Origin of the sequence: Streptomyces bambusae (assembly GCF_019400985.1) — a bacterium.
GTDB lineage: Bacteria > Actinomycetota > Actinomycetes > Streptomycetales > Streptomycetaceae > Streptomyces > Streptomyces bambusae_A.
In genome coordinates, this window is record NZ_WTFF01000011.1 from 40,497 (window position 1) to 58,015 (window position 17,519).

At 72.5% G+C, this 17,519-nt stretch carries 17 protein-coding genes and 2 pseudogenes; 8 read left to right on the top strand and 11 right to left on the bottom strand.

Going from position 1 to position 17,519, the window contains the following annotated elements; genetic code table 11:
* Positions 1–39: 39 nt before the first annotated feature.
* Complete coding sequence (locus tag GPJ59_RS37065; protein WP_258023801.1) at positions 40–162, bottom strand: hypothetical protein; 123 nt, start codon at positions 160–162, stop codon at positions 40–42.
* A 126-nt stretch (positions 163–288) separates the two neighbouring features.
* On the opposite strand from GPJ59_RS37065, the gene GPJ59_RS03565 reads away from it, so the two are divergent.
* On the top strand, positions 289–1,650 hold the full coding sequence (locus GPJ59_RS03565) for a phytase (RefSeq protein ID WP_219664869.1): 1,362 nt from the start codon (positions 289–291) through the stop codon (positions 1,648–1,650).
* Between the two features lie 139 nt (positions 1,651–1,789).
* On the opposite strand, the gene GPJ59_RS03570 is transcribed toward GPJ59_RS03565, so the two are convergent.
* The 3 genes from GPJ59_RS03570 to GPJ59_RS03580 all read right to left on the bottom strand — a co-directional run bounded on the left by GPJ59_RS03570 (position 1,790) and on the right by GPJ59_RS03580 (position 5,882).
* Complete coding sequence (locus GPJ59_RS03570; protein WP_219664870.1) at positions 1,790–3,067, bottom strand: Nramp family divalent metal transporter; 1,278 nt, start codon at positions 3,065–3,067, stop codon at positions 1,790–1,792.
* 150 nt (positions 3,068–3,217) lie between these two features.
* Positions 3,218–3,763, bottom strand: coding sequence for a hypothetical protein (locus tag GPJ59_RS03575; RefSeq protein WP_219664871.1), 546 nt, complete (start codon positions 3,761–3,763; stop codon positions 3,218–3,220).
* A gap of 43 nt (positions 3,764–3,806) precedes the next feature.
* Positions 3,807–5,882, bottom strand: coding sequence for a SpoIIE family protein phosphatase (locus GPJ59_RS03580; RefSeq protein WP_219664872.1), 2,076 nt, complete (start codon positions 5,880–5,882; stop codon positions 3,807–3,809).
* 131 nt (positions 5,883–6,013) lie between these two features.
* Between GPJ59_RS03580 and GPJ59_RS37070 the strand changes: the two are divergent.
* Positions 6,014–6,253 (top strand): annotated as a pseudogene (locus GPJ59_RS37070) (NUDIX domain-containing protein); the annotation flags it as partial.
* Between the two features lie 9 nt (positions 6,254–6,262).
* Here GPJ59_RS37070 and GPJ59_RS03585 read toward each other — a convergent pair.
* Positions 6,263–6,928, bottom strand: coding sequence for an HAD family hydrolase (locus GPJ59_RS03585; protein WP_219664873.1), 666 nt, complete (start codon positions 6,926–6,928; stop codon positions 6,263–6,265).
* A gap of 187 nt (positions 6,929–7,115) precedes the next feature.
* Between GPJ59_RS03585 and GPJ59_RS03590 the strand changes: the two genes are divergently transcribed.
* The gene (locus GPJ59_RS03590) at positions 7,116–7,745 is read left to right on the top strand and encodes a TNT domain-containing protein (RefSeq protein WP_258023809.1); all 630 of its coding nucleotides are present in this window, start codon (positions 7,116–7,118) and stop codon (positions 7,743–7,745) included.
* Positions 7,742–7,984 carry a hypothetical protein gene (locus GPJ59_RS03595; protein ID WP_308120108.1) on the top strand — a complete coding sequence of 81 codons (243 nt, stop codon included), beginning with the start codon at positions 7,742–7,744 and terminating at the stop codon, positions 7,982–7,984. Before GPJ59_RS03590 ends, GPJ59_RS03595 begins: the two co-directional genes overlap by 4 nt.
* A 63-nt stretch (positions 7,985–8,047) precedes the next feature.
* Here GPJ59_RS03595 and GPJ59_RS03600 read toward each other — a convergent pair whose 3' ends face one another.
* Complete coding sequence (locus GPJ59_RS03600; RefSeq protein ID WP_219664875.1) at positions 8,048–8,929, bottom strand: GNAT family N-acetyltransferase; 882 nt, start codon at positions 8,927–8,929, stop codon at positions 8,048–8,050.
* Positions 8,930–9,075: 146 nt separating this feature from the next.
* On the opposite strand from GPJ59_RS03600, the gene GPJ59_RS03605 reads away from it, so the two are divergent.
* Positions 9,076–9,459, top strand: coding sequence for a VOC family protein (locus GPJ59_RS03605; RefSeq protein WP_219664876.1), 384 nt, complete (start codon positions 9,076–9,078; stop codon positions 9,457–9,459).
* Positions 9,460–9,656: 197 nt separating this feature from the next.
* Positions 9,657–10,115, top strand: coding sequence for a DUF7144 family membrane protein (locus tag GPJ59_RS03610; protein ID WP_219664877.1), 459 nt, complete (start codon positions 9,657–9,659; stop codon positions 10,113–10,115).
* 63 nt (positions 10,116–10,178) lie between these two features.
* Here the strand turns inward: GPJ59_RS03610 and GPJ59_RS03615 are convergent, their stop codons facing one another.
* The 3 genes from GPJ59_RS03615 to GPJ59_RS03625 all read right to left on the bottom strand — a co-directional run bounded on the left by GPJ59_RS03615 (position 10,179) and on the right by GPJ59_RS03625 (position 14,341).
* On the bottom strand, positions 10,179–11,987 hold the full coding sequence (locus GPJ59_RS03615) for a S1 family peptidase (protein ID WP_219664878.1): 1,809 nt from the start codon (positions 11,985–11,987) through the stop codon (positions 10,179–10,181).
* A gap of 89 nt (positions 11,988–12,076) precedes the next feature.
* A complete protein-coding gene (locus tag GPJ59_RS03620; protein ID WP_219664879.1) occupies positions 12,077–13,720 on the bottom strand; it encodes a S1 family peptidase in 1,644 nt (547 codons plus the stop codon).
* A gap of 105 nt (positions 13,721–13,825) precedes the next feature.
* Entirely contained in the window at positions 13,826–14,341 is a 516-nt protein-coding gene (locus GPJ59_RS03625; protein ID WP_219664880.1) for a hypothetical protein, read from the bottom strand.
* A gap of 751 nt (positions 14,342–15,092) precedes the next feature.
* Here GPJ59_RS03625 and GPJ59_RS03630 point away from each other — a divergent pair.
* Positions 15,093–15,947, top strand: a complete 855-nt coding sequence (locus GPJ59_RS03630; protein ID WP_219664881.1) for a class I SAM-dependent methyltransferase — start codon at positions 15,093–15,095, stop codon at positions 15,945–15,947.
* Between the two features lie 278 nt (positions 15,948–16,225).
* Entirely contained in the window at positions 16,226–16,627 is a 402-nt protein-coding gene (locus tag GPJ59_RS03635; protein WP_219664882.1) for an LppU/SCO3897 family protein, read from the top strand.
* An 88-nt stretch (positions 16,628–16,715) separates the two neighbouring features.
* Here GPJ59_RS03635 and GPJ59_RS03640 read toward each other — a convergent pair whose 3' ends face one another.
* The gene (locus GPJ59_RS03640) at positions 16,716–17,135 is read right to left on the bottom strand and encodes a TOBE domain-containing protein (RefSeq protein WP_219664883.1); all 420 of its coding nucleotides are present in this window, start codon (positions 17,133–17,135) and stop codon (positions 16,716–16,718) included.
* A 210-nt stretch (positions 17,136–17,345) separates the two neighbouring features.
* Positions 17,346–17,519 (bottom strand): annotated as a pseudogene (locus GPJ59_RS37075) (ribonuclease HI); the annotation flags it as partial.

Sequence of the window (17,519 nt, forward strand, 5' to 3'; positions counted from 1 at the left end):
GCGCGGCGTTGCGCGGCGGCCGAGCCGTCCCCGCTCAGCTCAGCTCCGCTCCATCGGCACGCGCAGTCCGCCGGCCCCGGGGCGGGCCTCGCCGATCACCGGGACGCCGGTCACCCGCGCCGCGACGTCCCACTCTCCGCCCTCTCCGCCCTCTTCACCCATGACACGTCGCGTTCATGTCATGCACGGCTGTCCGTCGCCCGCCGAGGGCGCGTCCTTCACACTTGGGCTCCAGTCTTCAGCCGCCATCTCCTCGTACGCGTCCGACCAACCCGTTGGAGACCCCTCGTGGACCCTCGTCGTCCCCACCGCTCCGCCCGCTCCACCCGCCCCGCCGCGGCCGCGCTCGCCCTGACCGCGGCCCTCGCCGTCCTCGCCGGCCTCACCTCGGCCGCCCCCGCATCTGCCGCCGCATCTGCCGCCGCTGCCGCTGACCGTGCGGGCGACCCGCTGCCCGCCGTCACCCCGGTGGCGGAGACCGACACGCTGTTCGACGACGAGGAGGGGGGCGACGCCAACGCCGACGACCCCGCCATCTGGCGCAACGCCGCCGACCCCGACCGGAGCCTGGTCGTCGCCACGGCCAAGGAGGGCGGGCTGCGGGTCTACGACCTCGCCGCGCGACAGGTGCAGGCGCTGCCCGCGCCGAGCGGGCCGGGGCCCGAGGACGCCCCCGGGCGGTTCAACAACGTCGATCTGGTCCACCGGATGCGGCTGTCCACCGGCCGGGCCGACCTCGCGGTGGTCACCGACCGCGGGAACGACCGGCTGCGCTTCTACCGCATCGACCGCGAGCGCCCCGGCGGCCCCCTGACCGACGTCACGGCCCCGACCGCTCCCCCGGTCTTCTCCGCCACGCAGGAGGAGATCAACGACCAGCGCACCGCGTACGGCCTGGCGACCTGGACGGACCGGTCCACCGGCCGCTCCTACGCCCTGGTCAGCCGCCGCCACGAGACGAGGATCGCGCTGCTCGAACTGACCGCCGCCCCCGGCGGAACGGTCGGCTACCGCCTGGTGCGCACCCTGGACCTGCCCTCCTCCTTCCGCCTGCCCGACGGCTCCTCCTGGACCCCGTGCGGCGATCCGGGCGAGCGGCCCCAGGTCGAGGGCATGGTCGTCGACGCCGCCGACGGCACGCTCTACGCCGGCCAGGAGGACGTCGGCATCTGGCGGATGCGGGCCGATCTGACCTCGGCGCCGGTGCTGGTGGACCGGGTCCGCGAGTACGGTGTCCCGGCCGTGTACGACGAGGAGAGCGAGGAGTGCACGCCGGGGGCCGACCCGGGCTTCGGCGGCCGGCGGCTGTCCGCGGACGTGGAGGGGCTGACGATCGTCGAGGAGAAGGACGGCGACGGCTACCTCATGGTCTCCAGCCAGGGCGACAACACCTTCGCCTTCTACGACCGGGAGCGCGAGGACGACAACGAGTACGAGGGCGGGGTGCGGATCACCGCGCGCTCCCGGGACCTCGACGGCGCGGAGGAGTGCGACGGTGCCGCGGCCCTGAACCAGCCCCTGGGCCGCGCCTTCCCCCGCGGCCTGCTCGTGGTCCAGGACGGCCACGACAGCCCCGAGGACGGCCCGCGCACCGCCACCGGCTTCAAGTTCGTGGACCTCGGTGCCGTGCTGGACGCCGTGGACGACTGAACCCGCCACACGCCGGTGCGTCCGGTCCCGGTTCGGTCCCGGCCGGGATCGTCCGGGACCGGCCGGGACCGAACCGGGATCGTCCGGGACCGGCCGGGACCGAACCGGGGCCGTCCGCAACGGGCCGGGACCGGGCGCGCTACCAGGGAAGCTCCCGCACCTGCTGCACGCACAGCACCACGAACAGCAGTCCGGCGGCGGCCAGCATCGCGTTGCTCAGCCGGCCGTTGCGCCACTCGGCCGGAGTCCGGGCGGAGTTGAGCAGCCACAGCAGGGTCAGGGCCAGGAACGGCATGAAGAACGCGCCGATGACCCCGTACACGACGACCAGCCCGAACGGCTGGTCCAGGTACAGCAGGCTGATGGGCGGGAAGGTGAGCCAGAGCAGGTACGCCCGGAACGGCAGCGACCGCTCCCGGCTCGTGCCGGCCGGGACGAGGGACGGCCGGTACTTCGCCACGAAGTCGGCGAACATCAGGCTCACCCCGTGCCAGACCCCGATCAGCGAGGTGAAGGACGTGGCGAAGAAGCCCACCAGGAACAGCTTGGCGGTGGCGCCCCCGTAGCGGTCCGCGAGGATGTCGCCGAGGTCGAGCAGGCCCTTGTCGCCCTTCGCGAGCGCCACCCCGGACGAGTGCAGCAGTTCGGCGCCGACGAAGAGCATGGCGACGACGAAGATTCCGGTGGTGATGTAGGCGACGCGGTTGTCGAGCCGCATCACCTTCATCCAGCCGGCGTCGGTCCAGCCCTTGGCGTTGACCCAGTAGCCGTACGCCGCCAGCGTGATGGTGCCGCCGACACCGCCGACCAGGCCGAGGGTGTAGACGAGCGAGCCGTCCGGCAGGACGGGTACGAGGCCGGCGAGGGCCTCGCCGAGACGGGGCGTGACGCGGACCGCGAGGTAGACGGTGACCACGAACATCACGCCGACCAGGACCGTCATCACCTTCTCGAAGACGGCGTAGCGGTTGAACCACACGAACACGAGGCCGACCAGGCCGCACAGCACGGCCCAGATCTTGAGGTCCATCGCGTCCGGGAAGAGCGCGGCGAGCGGGAGGGCGCTGGAGGACATCGCGGCGGCGCCGTAGACGAAGCCCCAGACGACGACGTATCCGGTGAAATAGACGGTGGTCCACGCGCCGAGGCTGCGCCAGCCGTCGAACAGGGTCCGGCCGGTGGCCAGGTGCCAGCGGCCGGCGGCCTCGGCGAGCGAGATCTTCACCAGGCAGCCGATCACCGCCGCCCACAGCAGGGTGTAGCCGTACTTGCTGCCGGCGATGAGGGTGGCGACCAGATCCCCGGCGCCGACACCGGTCGCCGCGACGACGATGCCGGGCCCGATGAGCCGCCAACTCGCTTTCCGCGGACGGGGCTGCGCGCGCTCTCCCGTGCCGATCCCGGTCGTCTCCGCCATCCGTGGCCGCCTTCCGTCCGCTGCGTGGGCTGATCCGGATCACCGAACCGGTTGGACCGCCTTCCCCGCAAGAGGGCCCCCGCCGGGGTGCCGCGTCCGGCTGACGCGTCCGGCTGACGCGTCCTCGCGGCACCCGGGACGGCGCCCCGGTCAGCCCGTGGTGCGGTGGGCGTGGACCGCTGCCGACAGGGCGGTCAGCGCGGCCCGGGCGTACTCGGCGTCCAGGCCCTCGTCGACGGCCTCCAGGGCGGCGGCCGCCGTGGCGCGTATCGCGTGCGGCAGGCCGTCGTGGGCGGCGACGCGGTACGCGACGGTGCGGCGGGCCTCGCGTTCCTCGTCGGTGACGCCGTACGGGGTCACCGGGAAGACCGCGGCCTGGTACGTCGCGATGCCCACCAGGACGGCATGGGCCAGCCCTTCCGCGTACCCGTCGGCCACGGCGTACCCCTCGGCCCGGTCCGCCACGGCGGCCCTGTCGGAGCTGTCGGCCCGGCTCTCCGCCCGGAAGGGGGCCATGACGTGGCGGCGGGCGATGAACGCCCCGGCCCCCGCGCCCAGCCCCGCCGCGCCCGCGACGACCACGGCCATCACGCGCCCGGCCAGCAGCAGCCCCAGGCCCCCTCCCAGCAGGGCCGCCCACGTCACCAACACCACGGTGAGCAGCAGGTGTACGCGCCGGGCGAGCGGGAGGTCCATGCCCAGCAGTATGCACAGCCCCACCGACACAAGTGGCCCGGCGTCAGGGACCCGTACCGGTGATGCGGGCGATCAGCAGGGCGATGTCGTCGTCGGCGGAGGTCGGGACGAGGTGGCTGATGAGGGTGTCGCACAGGGCGGGCAGGGACGGGACCGGCTGGGCGAGCAGGTGGGTCAGCTCGGCGAGCCGCTCGTCGATGTCGCTGCCGCGCGCCTCGACCAGCCCGTCGGTGTACAGGACGAGGAGGCTGCCCGGGGGCAGGGTGACGTCGGTGGTGGTGAACCGGCTGCCGCCGACACCGAGCGGCAGGCCCGGCGGTACGTCGAGGAGGCGGACGGTGCCGTCGGGCGTGACCGCGACCGGTGGCGGGTGGCCGGCGCGGGTGATCCGGCACCGGCCGGTCGCCGGATCGACGACGACGTAGAGGAAGGTCGCGAGCATCGGCTCGGCGAGGTCGGCCAGGGCCGCCTCCAGCTGGAGCAGCAGGTCCTCCGGGGCGAGGTCGAGGCGGGCGAGGGCCCGGACGCTGGCGGACAGGCGTCCCATCACCGCCGCGGCCGCCGTGCCGTGGCCCATGACGTCGCCGATGACGAGCGCGGCCCGGCCGTCGTCCAGCGGCGTGACGTCGTACCAGTCGCCGCCGACCTCGTTGACGTCGCTCGCCGGCAGATACCGGTGGGCCACCTCGATGCCGGGCGGCGGGGAGATGTGCTGGGGCAGCATGCTGCGCTGCAGGACGGCGGCGGTGTCGTGCTCGCGGTGGTAGAGGCGGGCGTTGTCCACGCACACGGCGGCCCGGGCGGCCAGTTCGCCGGCCAGGGCGACCTCGTCGCCGGTGAAGGGGCCGACGGGCCGGGTGCGGTAGAAGGTGGCCACGCCCAGCACCACGCCGCGGGCCAGCAGCGGGGTCATCAGGAACGAGTGCACGCCCAGCCTCAGGACCTCCGCGGGGGCGGAGGAATGGCGGGCCGCGGGCGCGACGGCCGCCTCGTCGAGCTCGGCGATCACGAACGGCTGGCGGTCGGTGAGGACCTGGGTGTAGGGGGCGTGGGTGGGGAAGGTCATGGTGCGGCCGAGCGGGGCGAGGACGGCCGTGACGGGCGACCCGGTCAGGGGTGCCTTGCCCAGCCGGCGCAGCGCGGCACCGCCCATCAGGCCCGGGCCCGGCTCGCCGTCGGTGGACAGGGCTTCCAGGACGTCGACGGTGACCGCGTCCGCGAGGTCGGGCACGGCGACGTCGGCTAGTTCCTGGGCGGTGCGCTCCAGGTCCAGCGTGGTGCCGATCTTGGAGTTCGCCTCGTTGACCAGGGCGAGGTGGCGGCGGCCGGCCTCCGCCTCCAGCCGGGCCTCCTCCTGGGCGGTGATGTCGATCAGCGTCGCGGCGATGCCGAGCGGGCGCCCGTCGCCGTCCTCCAGCCGGACGTAGGAGCCGGACCACACGTGGTCGTGGTCCGGGTCGGCCGGGGTGCGGCCGTGGCGGTGGGCGTCGCGGACCGGTTCCCCGCTGGCCAGTACCCGGCGCATGGCGCTTTCCATCTCGGCGGCGTTCACGTCGGGCAGGATCTCGACCAGGCGCCGCCCGACGTGCGCGGCCTGCGGCAGGCCGTTCATCGCTTCCAGGGCCGGGTTGACCCGCAGGAACCGCAGCTGGGTGTCGAGCACGGCGATGCCGACCGGGGAGCGGGAGAACAGGCCGTCCCAGACCGCCGACGAGCCGCGGATCCGCTGGGCGGCCCCGGCCTCGGCGGCGAACACCAGTACCGTCGTGCCGCCGCGCTGGCGTGCGGGGACGGGGCAGGCCCAGATCTCCAGCTCCATCGGGCGCCCCGCGCTGTGCCACGCGGTCACCGTGCCCATCACCCCGCGGCCGGCGACCGCGGCCTCCCACAGGGACCGGCCGAGGCTGCGGTCCACGCCGGGGTGCAGCAGGTCGGCGATGTGCCGGCCGAGCACCTCGGGCGGGCTGTAGCCGAGCAGGTCGTGTGCCGCCTGCTCCCACCGGACGATCCGCCCGTCGGCGCTCGTGGCCACCACCGCCACCGGCAGGCTGCCCAGCCAGCCGCCCGCGTCGCGGGCCGCTCCGCCGGTCACCTCGTCGTCGAAGGGCGCCTGCTGCATCGCCGCCGTCCCTCCGTACGGCCCCCCTGCGGTTGTTTCGTCCTGCTTTCAGTATGGCCGCGCGCCCCCACCGCGGCCCATGCGAGTGGAGGGCGCCGGCGGCTGTCAGAGGGGCCTGCGATGGTGGGGCCATGGACGAGATGGTCGAACGGGTGGACGAGCAGGACCGGGTGCTGGGCGTGGTGAGCCGGGCCGAGGCCGTCCGGCGCGGCTGGCTGCACCGGATAGCCGCGACCGTGTGCCGGGACGGCGGGGGCCGGCTCCTCGTGCACCGCCGGTCCGACCACGTCGTCCGGTTCCCGGGGCGGTACGAGGTGACGGTCGGCGGCGCCGTGGCGGTGGGCGAGGCGTACGAGGCGGCGGCGGCCCGGCCCGGTCCGTCAGGCCGACCCGGCCGGGACGCCGGCCGCGAAGGCCAGGATCTCGGGTGCGGCGGCGGCCAGGGTCGGGAAGTGGCGGTGGACGCCGTCGACGGGGGCGGGGGTGTTGACGCCCCAGACCGTCATGCCGGCGCTCAGCCCCGAGCGCACCCCTGACGGCGCGTCCTCGACGACCAGGCACTGCCCCGGCTCCGCGCCGAGCCGCTCGGCCGCCAGGAGGTACGGCACCGGTGACGGCTTGCCCTCCGGCACGGCGGCGGCGTCCACGAGGACACCGGGCACCGGCAGGCCGGTCCGGGCGAAGCGCCCGCGGACCCGGTGCGCGTAGTTCGAGGTCACCAGGCCCCAGCGGCCGGGCGGGAGGGCCTCCAGCAACTCCCGCGCGCCGTCGAAGGCCGCGTAGACACCGGTGCGGACGTCCTCGTCCTCCAGCTCGTGCAGGGCGGCCAGGCACTCCTGCGGGTCCGCCTGCGGGGCGACCTCGGCGAAGGTCTCCACCGGGCGGGTCCGCAGCGCCACCCGGTACACCTCGTCGGGGTCGAGACCGTGGCCCTCCGCCCATGCCCGCCATACCCGGCGCTGGTTCTCGATCGCGTCGACCAGTGTGCCGTCGACGTCGAACAGGACGTACGTGCCGCCGGGGGACCGGGAAGGTGGGGTCTTCATGTCCTGATCATGCCACCGGCCGCCGGCGGACGGGCGGCCCGGGATGGCCGAATCATGTCGGCGTCGAACACGGTCCGTTGGCGGTCCGTCACTAAGGTGTGATCCACAGCGACAGCCCCGTCCCCCAAGGAGCCCCCGCGTGGAGCACAACCGTACCGACCTGCGGATCCGTGCCGTCCTCTGTGCGATGGGTGTCACCGCGGCCCTCGCCGTGGCACCCGCCGCCCAGGCCGCCCCCGCCGAGCCCGCCGCCCCACCCGCCGCGTGCACCGGCGAGTTCGAGGGCGACAAGCGGCTCGGGCCCGAGCACCTGCCGCGCAAGTGGCAGAAGCCGGTCGGGCCGCTGCTGAAGGGCTACCACCGCACGGGCAGGCTCTCCTCCGCGGACTTCCTGAAGAAGTACTGGGAGGGACCGGCCGACACCGGGTCGTGGAAGTACCCGCCGAACGACGGCTTCGCCGAGGTCAACGGCCAGGTGGACAAGGCGGCCGAGGTGCTGGACGAGGGCGAGCGGCTGGACCGCTTCGGCTCCGAGTACGGCAGCTACCTGGCCCCGGCCGGCGACGCGTACGCGAAGCGGGCGCTGCCGCCGCAGAACCTCAACACCCGGGAGCCCGCCTACCCGTGCGACTACCACGTGTACGAGGTCACCAAGCCGTTCGTCGTATGGGAGGGGTCCATCGCCCCCTGGTTCGAGCAGCCGGGCGGCGGCCGGCAGATCAAGCTGGATCCGGCCTTTCTGAACCCCGGTGAGGGCCAGCGCCTGAACGTGAAGTGGCTGATCGACAACGGCTATCTGGTCCGCGTGCCGGCGTGAACCCGCGCCTGCTCCTCGAACGGGCGCTCCGGGAGGCCGGAGTGCCCGCCGAGCACTACTGGATCGAGGGCGTCCACGAACCCGCCCCCACCCCGCCCGACTTCGCCTACCTGCGCGCCCGGCCGGGTGGCGGAGGCTGGGAGACCGGGGTGTTCGAGCAGGGCGCGTACGAGCCGGTCGCCGCGCACGACACGGAGGCCGGGGCCTGCGCCCACCTGCGCTCCCTGCTCGGCGTCTGATCCGGGCGGGGCGAGCGGTCCGGGGCCCGGGCCCGCACGGAAGCGGGCCCGGACTCACGGCTGTCAGAGGTCGAGCTGGAACTCGTACGCCTGGTGGGTCGGCTCGTAGCCCAGGGCCTCGTTGATGCGTGACATGTACGGGTTGATGTCGGCGGTGTCGGTCAGCAGGCCGCCGAGTTCCGGGTGCCGCTCGCGGGCGTGCCGGATGGAGGCGGCCTTCATCCAGCGGGCCAGCGCGTGGCCCCGGTGCTCGGGCAGCACCGCGGTGCCGTAGTGCAGGCCGTCGCCCTTCCCGTCGCCGGGGACGACGAGTTCGGTGAAGCCGGTGACGGTGCCGTCGGACGCGTCGACGGCGACGACGGTGTGCAGCAGGTCGCCGCGGGACTCCACGGCCGCCACGGCCGAGCGGATCCGGTCGAGGTCCCACACCACGGTCCCGAAGTCGGTGGCGCCCATCGGCATGTCGTCCATGGCCCGGCGGGAGGCGACGTAGGAGGCGGCGAACTCGTCGGGCACCATGCCGTCCCAGGCGGCCAGCCGGTAGCCCGGGTGCGGCTCGTCGACGAGCGCGGTGAGGCCGTCCGGGTCGGTCCCGGCGAGGTCGAGCCGCGTGTAGGTGAATGTCAGCACGGTGCGGAACCCGCGGGCGGACAGGAAGGCCGCACCCGGTGACCCGGCCGGCGCCTGCGTGACGATGCTGCGCCGTCCGTCCGCCCGGGCCGCCGCGACCGCCGCGACCAGGAGCCGCGAGCCGGCCCCGCTGCGCCGCTCGGCGGGGTGGACCTGGAGGTCCAGCTCGGCGAGGTGGTCCTGTCCCGGGCGGGTGAACAGGCGCAGGAACGCCGATCCGACCGGGGTGCCGTCCGCCGCGGCCGCGAGCCAGGCGAGGCGGCGGGCGGACGAGGTGGTCTCGGGGTCGGTCAGCGGTGTGATGCGGAAGGACAAGGCGTCTCCGGTGTTCGGGGTGGGGCGGACGGGGCGAAGGGGCAACCTATCGGCCCGCCGGGCCCGGCCCCACCGATTTTCGGGCGCGGGCGGGACGGGAGGGACGGGGGGAGAATGGGGGACGGGGGTGAACGGAGGCTGCCGTCATGCTGGGAAACAGCAAGGCATTCAGCGGGTTCTCGGTCGACAGCATCGAGAACGCGAAGCAGTTCTACGGCGGGACGCTCGGCCTGCGGGTCTCCGAGGAGCACGGGATGCTCTTCCTGCACCTCGCCGGGGACACCGACGTCCTGCTGTACCCGAAGGACACCCACGAGCCGGCGACGTACACCGTCCTGAACTTCCCCGTGGACGACATCGACCGGGCCGTCGACGACCTCGCCGCGCGCGGCGTGACGTTCGAGCGGTACGAGGACTTCGACCAGGACGAGAAGGGCATCGCCCGGGAGAACCCGCCCGGACCGGCGATCGCGTGGTTCAAGGACCCGGCGGGCAACGTCCTCTCGGTGCTCGAGAACAGACCGATGTGACCGGGGCGGGGCGGGGCACGGCGGGGCGGGACGGGATGCGAGGGGAGGATTCACCCGTTCGGCCCGCACGGCTCGCCGGCATCGGCCGTACGGCCGATGCTCGAACAGCCTGGGCCGCGGCGGCGCGCCTACCGACGGCGCACCCGGCCACGGCGCACCCGGCGCCCGGGCGTCGGTACCTCGAGGAAGGTGGCGCTATGACGACCACTCCTGGCAGCACTCCCCCGGCAGGCGGGCCCGCGACGCCCGGACCCCGCCCGGGATCGGGCACCAAGGGCGGTGAATGGGCGGCCGGTGGCACGGTCTTCGCCGGTGTCATGCTGAGCGTCAGCGGTGTCTTCACGCTCCTCGAAGGCATCATCGCGCTGGCGAACAACGAGGTGTACCGGCGCTTCGGCGACTACATCTTCCGGTTCGACCTCACCGCATGGGGCTGGATCCACCTGATCCTGGGCATCCTGCTGTTCGTCACAGGCCTCGCCGTCCTCAAGGGCGCCGAGTGGGGCCGCATCGCGGGCATCGCGTTCGCGTGCCTGTCCGTGGTGGCGCACTTCCTGTGGCTGCCGTACCAGCCACTGTGGTCACTGGTGGCCATCGCCATCGCCGTGTTCATCATCTGGGCCCTGTGCACGGACCGCCCCGCAGCGGCGACCTAGGCTCACATATGGAGCGTCCAGCGCGGGTATCCCGCGCTGGACGCTGAACCATTGGACGCGGAGCTACGGCAGCTCGATGGCGTTCCAGTCCCAGCCTGCGTTGGCGGGGGTGGAGTAGCTCTGGGTGAAGGCCTGGATGTGGCCGGCGTCGTCGGCGAGGCCGGTGTGCATGGTGACGGTGCCGTTGGTGTGGCGGTACATCATGCCCAGGTCGCTACGGCGGTCACCGTTGAAGTCACCGGAGATGAGCTTCATGGAGTTGCGGATCCAGCCGCCGCTGGCGGGGACGGTGTATCCGGCCGTGAACTCCCCGAAGCCACCCGCAGTGTCGGCGAAGGAGCTGTGGAAACCGATCGTGCCATTGCTGTGGTAGTAGACCATCGCAGCGTCCGAACGACCGTCGCCGTTGAGATCACCGGAGTGCAGCTCGATCGCGTTCCAGTCCCAGCCTGCATTGGCGGGGACGGAGTAGCTCTGGGTGAACGCCTGGATGCGGCCGGCGTTGTCGGCAAGACCGGTGTGCATCGTGATCGTGCCGTTGCTGTGGTGGTACATCATGCCCAGGTCGCTACGGCGGTCACCGTTGAAGTCACCGGAGATCAGCTTCATCGAGTTGCGGTCCCAGCCACCACTCGCGGGGACGGTGTACCCGGCCGTGAACTCCCCGAAGCCACCCGCAGTGTCGGCGAAGGAGCTGTAGAAACCGATCGTGCCGTTGCTGTGGTAGTAGACCATCGCAGCGTCCGAACGACCGTCGCCGTTGAGATCACCGGAGTGCAGCTCGATCGCGTTCCAGTCCCAACCTGCATTGGCGGGAACGGAGTAGCTCTGGGTGAACGCCTGAATGCGGCCGGCGCCGTCGGCAAGGCCGGTGTGCATCGTGATCGTGCCATTGGTGTGGCGGTACATCATGCCCAGGTCGCTACGGCGGTCACCGTTGAAGTCACCGGAGATCAGCTTCATCGAATTGCGGTCCCAGCCACCACTCGCGGGGACGGTGTACCCGGCCGTGAACTCCCCGAAGCCACCCGCAGTGTCGGCGAAGGAGCTGTAGAAACCGATCGTGCCGTTGCTGTGGTGGTAGACCATCGCGGCATCCGAACGGCCGTCGCCGTTGAGGTCACGGGCAGCGGACATGCGAACCGTCGACCGAACCCACTCGTCGAGGTCGTCGACGCGCGCGGAGATGGCGCCGGTACGGGTCTCGGTGGCGGGTGCGCCGAGGCAGCCGCCCTGCCAGGACCGGCTGTTGATGCCGACCAGTTCGCCCGCGGCGTTCAGCAGCGGGCCGCCGGTGTCGCCCTTGCAGAGGACGTCGGTGCCCTTGCCGGTGATCGTGAGCGTGGTGGCGTCGGCGGTGCCCGTGGTGAACACGCCCGTGTGGAGTTTGTCCGGCACCCACTCGCTCTTCGTCCGCCCGAACCCGGCGGCGGTGAGGTCCGCACCGGCCGCGGGCGCGGTGGTGGCGGCCTTCACCGTGGCGATGGCGGAGACCGGGGTGGCGAGGCGGGCGAGGACCAGGTCGCGGTCGGTGCGCGGCTGGAGGTCGGTGATCTCGACGGCCTGCCCGTTGGAGAGGGTTGCGGTGGCCTTGAGGGCGGGCTTGCCGGCGGGAACCTGCTGGCCGGGGGTGGCGGCGAAGCAGCTGGCTGCGGTGGCGAGCCAGGATGCGTCGATGAGGATCGCAGTGCAGGCGCGGGAGTTGGCCTCGTCGCCGATGTTCAGCTTGGCGACGGACGCCAGCTGGCCGGGCGTGGCTTCGGGGCCGGTGAGGGCCTGGGCGGGGCCGGCGGAGACCAGGCCTGCGGCGACCGCGGTGGCGGTGGCGAGCAGGCCGGCGATCCGCGCCTGGCGGGGACGGTTCGAGAACATGAATCTTCCTTCGGGCTTCAGGGCGCTCTGTACGACTGCGTGTTGTTCCCCGCGGCGCCGTGCAAGCGCCGCGGGGGCCGTGCGCGGTGTCAGAGGGTGCCGGCCAGGGAGATGGAGCCGAGGGTTCCGGTGACGCCCTGGGTGGTGACCTGCGTGGCCGGGGTCCAGGTGCGGTCGGTGTGCCGGACGATGTGCAGGAGCTTGTTGTCGGAGGTGGTCGCGGCGAGCTGGAGCTCCCCGTCGACCGTGCCTGCGCCGACGGACTTGACCGTCACGGTGCCGAGGTAGTCCCGCAGGTCACCGAAGGGGGCCCAGGTGCCGTTGCCGTAGCGGATGGAGTGGTACTGGCGGGTGCCGTTGTCGGTGGCGATGACGATGTGACTGTCTGCGCCGGCGCCGGCCATGACGATCGAGCTGACGGGGCCGGTGGTGCCGGCGGCCGCGGAGACGTCACCCCAGACGGTCCAGTGGCCGGTGGTGCGGCGGACGGCGTGGTAGGCCTTGCCGCCGGTGACGGCGGCGACGTGGAGTTCGCCGCCGGCGCCGGCGGTGGCGATGCTGGTGACGCCGCCGATCGGGCTGCTGACGGCGGCGACGTCGCCGAAGGGGGTCCAGTTCCCGGCGCCGGTGCGCAGGGTGTGGAAGACCTTCCCGCCGGCGACGGCCAGGACGTGCAGGTCGGTGCCGATGGAGACGGTGGAGACCTGGGTGATGTCGGCGAGCGCGCCGGCCTGGCTGTTGACGTCACCGAAGCTGCCCCAGGTGCCGTCCGCCTTGCGGATGGTGTGGTGCAGGCGCCCGTCACCACCCAGGGCCACGACGTGGGTGTCGCCGTTGATCCCGGCCACCGCGGCCGTACGCACCCCGCCGATGTCTCCGGCCTTGGACTGCGCGTCCGTGAACCCCGTCCACGAGCCGTCCGCCAGCCGGATCCCCTGGAACAGACCCGTACCGCCCTGCACGACGGCCTCGGCCTTCCAGCCCGGGGTCAGCGCCCGGACCTGCTGCACCCACTCCCCCAGGTCGTCGATGCGCGCGGAGACGGCGCCGGTACGGGTCTCGGTGGCGGGTGCGCCGAGGCAGCCTCCCTGCCAGGAGCGGCTGTTGACGCCGACCAGTTCGCCTGCCGCGTTGAGGAGCGGACCGCCGGTGTCGCCCTTGCACAGGACGTCGGTCCCCTTGCCGGTGATGGCCAGCGCGGTGGCGTCGACGGAGCCGAGAGTGAAGGTGCCGGTGTGGAGCTTCTCGGGCACCCACTCGGTCTTCGTCCGGCCGAAGCCGGCTGCGGTGAGCTCGGCGCCCGCGGCGGAGGCGGCGGTGGCCCGCTTGATGCCCGCGATGCCGGTGGCAGGGGTGGCGAGGCGGGCGAGGACCAGGTCGCGGTCGGTGCGCGGCTGGAGGTCGACGACCTCGACGGCCTGTCCGTTCGACAGGGTGGCGGTGCTCTTCATCGCGGGCTGTCCGGCGAGGACCTGCTGACCGGGGACCGCGGCGAAGCAGCTGGCGGCGGTGGCGATCCACCACTGGTCGACCAGGGTGGCCGTGCAGGCACGGGAGTGGGCCTCGTCGCCGATGTTCAGCTTGGCGACGGAGGCGAGCTGGCCGGCCGTTGCCTCAGGACCGGCGAGCGCGTTCGCGGTACCGGCCGACACCAGGCCCGCCGAAACCGCGGTGGCGGTGGCGGTGACGAGCAGGCCGGTGATCCGCGCCGAACGCGGACGGGGTGAAGACATGCTTCTTCCTTCTGTTGCACAGGTGCACAGGAGCACAGAAAACGATCGAGGGGCGCAGCCGGACGGCTGACGGCGGCATGCCGCACGGGACATGCCCGCCGAGTGCTACTTGGCGGTCCTGATCTCCATGAGCATGAACTCGCGGCCCTGCTCGTCCGCGCTCTCGCCGACCGGGGTCCAGGTGTTCTTGTTCACGTCGAACGTCTTCGCCTCGGTGCCCGTCTTCATGTCGACCTTGGTGCTGTAGTCGTTGCCCTTGACGGCGAAGACGGAGGGGATTTCCAGCGTCAGCCAGCCGCTGGTGCCGGTGACCTTGAAGCAGATCCTGTCGTTGGCGCGGGACCAGACCTCGAGCAGGCCGGTCGTGCTGTCGCAGTCCGCCAACGTGATGTGGCCGTCGCCGCGCTTCAGGGTGATGCCCTTCTCGGCGAGGATCTTGTCGGCGTTCGGGTAGCCGAAGTCCTCGATGGCGTAGCCCGGGCCCTCTTCGGCGACCGTCTTCATCGCGGCACCGTCCGCGGCTGTCCCACCCGTCACGCCGCCCGCGATCGCGAACCACGCCAGGGCGCCCGCGCCCATGGCCGCGCCAACAGTCCGCAGAATTGCGTTACGTGCCTTCATCGCCGTCCTAGTCGTCGGTTCCGGGAATTCCAGAAACATGTGTCAACGCGGAAGTGGAGGCCTCGTACGACCAACGGAAAATTAACCCGTCCACGGGTTCACCGCCCCCTGGAAGCCCCCAACTCCCAGCATGATCATAACCACACGTCCAGCGGCACGACTCCTGCCGGAAACGGACGGTGGTGAACACAGCAGGGAGAGAGAGTCATCCCCGCGGCTCCCGTATGGAAGCACCAGGTGACGGCCACCGTCCAACCATAAAATCGGGCGATTGTCGGGCAAGTTCACGGGAGGGTGCGTGACGTGCGTCATAGCTGGTCAAGAAATGCATCGCCTTCGAAAAGTGCGGTTACAAGCTGCACTGCCGTTTCCGGAAGTTGAGACTCCCGTTCCTTCCATGGAGTCCCGCATTCGCGATCTGGCTGATTCTCGGCGGGTTGGCCTAATGTCTGTGGGTGGGTGGCTGATCCGCGAATTTGCGCTTAGGGTCGCCGTGCGCATCTCACCTGTCTTCCTGCCCGAACTCGCTCATGGGCGCACGGACATGGGCGCGGCCGAGCAATTCTCGACGCGGGCATGACGCGGTAGCCGCGGGAGCGCGGGAGTGCCCGGGATTCACCGGCCGGACCCTGTCGGTGCATCCGGGGCCTGCGTGAAGCGGACGCGTGACCCGGAACGGGCTGCCGTCGTTGCCCGGTGGAGCCCCCGGGCGGCGGGTGCCGAGGGGACGGACCCGACCGGGGGCGGAGCGATGAGCAGGCTGACCGAGGCGCACTACCGCCGGCACGTCATGCCGTACTACCGGGCGCTCGGTTCGCGCCTCGGGTACGCGGCGCTGCTCGGGCGCACCCGGCACTTCGGGTGGTACGAACCGGGCCACTCCCCCTGGGCCTTCGCGGCGGCCATGCGGCGCATGGAGCTGGTCGCGGCCCGCAAGCTGGAGCTGCGCCCGGGCGCGTCGGTGCTCGACGCCGGGTGCGGGGTCGGGGACACGGCGCGTACGGTGGCGCGGGCGGGCGGGGCGTACGTCACCGGGATCGACGGGATCGAGCCGGACCTGGCCATCGCACGGCAGCGGTCGTCGCACGCCGGGGAGGCGGGCAGGCGGACGCGCTTCCTGCGGGCCGACTACCACGCCCTGCCCTTCGCCGACGCCTCGTTCGACGGCGTCTACACCATGGAGTCCTTCGTCCACTCCCCCGACCCGCCCGCGGGCCTCGCCGAGTTCTTCCGGGTGCTGCGCCCGGGCGGGCGGCTGGTGATGTTCGAGTACGAGAGCGCCCCGCGCGAGGAGTTGTCGGCGCGGGCGCGGACCGCGCTGGCGCAGGTCTGCGAACTGTCCGGTATGCCCGGCATGCTGGCGCTGACCCGCGGCCGGCTGGAGCGGCTGCTCGGGGAGGCCGGCTTCACGGCGCGGACGGCGTACGACGCGACCCGCAACATCCTGCCCATGCTGCGGGCCTTCTCGGTCCTCGGCCGGGTGCCGTACGGGCTCGCGCGGGGCGTGGGGCGGGGTGAGCTGCTGGTGAACGCGATGAGCGGGGTGGAGATGTACCGGCACCAGGAGGCATGGCGGTACGTCATCTGCACGGCCGCGAAACCCTGACGGCACGAAACCCTGAGCGCTCGAAACCCCGTGCGCTCGAAACACTGAGCGCACGAAACCCTGGCGCACGAGACCTTGGCCGAGGGCCCGCCGGGGGCGCCGCCCCGCGCCGCCGGGTCCGCTGATCACCGTGCGGACACGGAAGGGTTTCCGTCCGGGCATGAACGCGTCACAAGTAGGCATCACCCTTCCGCTTGTGCCCGCCTGTCCGGTTTGGCCTCTTGCGCCATCTGTAGCGTGCGAGCGTTCGACAGACGTTCCCCCGGAAGGACCCCTCCATGACGACCCCGCCGCCCCCGCAGGACGCGTCCGGCGCCCCTGAGCAGCACCCCGCCGCGCCCGCTCCTGAGGCTGCCGCGAAGCCGAAGAGCGGCAAGGGCCGCAAGTTCCTGAACGTCGTCGTGCTCATCGTGGTCGCCGTCGTCGTGAAGCTCGGCATCTCGTACTTCTTCAACGCTCCGGTGCGCGCCGAGGCGGGCGACTGCGTGAAGGTCACCGGCAGCGACAACAGCCCGGAGGTGGAGACCAAGGGCTGCGAGGACAAGGACGCCAACTACAAGGTCCTCAAGGTCGTCGAGAACACCTTCGACACCAATGCGTGCGACGTCGGCGAGGCCGCGCTGGCGCAGCAGTGGGAGAGCGAGAAGTTCGTCCTCTGCCTGGACCTGGTCAAGAAGTAGCAGCGAAGCCCTCCGGCCACGGACCGGAGCGGGGCCGCGAAGCCGTACGGGCTTCGCGGCCCTTTCGCTTTCCTCCCGCATCGCCCGCCTAGTCGGTCGACAGGGAGACCTCGGTCGACTTGATCAGGGCGACCACCGGGGAGCCGGCGTCCAGGCCCAGGGCCTCGACGGCGTCCTTGGTCACGACGGCGGTGAGCCGGCCGCCGTCCACGTCCACCGCGACCGCGGCCATGGCGCCGCCGGCGGACACGGCGGTGACCCGCCCGGCGATCTGGTTGCGGATCGAGATGCCGGTGACCGGGGCGGTGGCGAGGGCGATCTCGGTGGCCTTGACCAGCGCCTTGACCGAGGAGCCCGGGAAGAGGCCGAGGTCCTTCACCGCCGCGCTGGTCACGGCCGCGGTGATGTCCTGACCACCGTCCAGACGGACCTTGACCGCCGTCATGGCCTCTCCGGTGGTGACACCCGAGACGGTGCCGGCGAACTGGTTGCGGATGCTCAGTGTCATGACGGGCGCGGCTCCTCCACGTAGCGGCTCCGTGCGGACCGGCGGCGGCCGCACCGGGACCGACCGTAGGTGACGGGTGGGCACCCGCACGTGCGGCCGCTCGTACCCGCCGCCGAGTCCACCCGACCGGCAGCGCACCGCCCGCCGGCCCCGGCGGCGCACCGGCCGCTGCCAGGGCCTGTCCGCCCTGATCCGCCGGACAGGCGCTGGCTAGGCGTCCTCGGACGGTGCGGCGGCGCAGCCGGGGTGGCCCCAGCGGGTGCCGAGCTTGGTGATCTTCTCGCCCGCCGCGTACGGCTTGCCGCACGGGCAGCGGCCCGGGAACTTCGCCTTGATGGTGACGCCGCCGCGCGTGGTGGCGCCCGTGGCGGGCCGCTTGCGGGC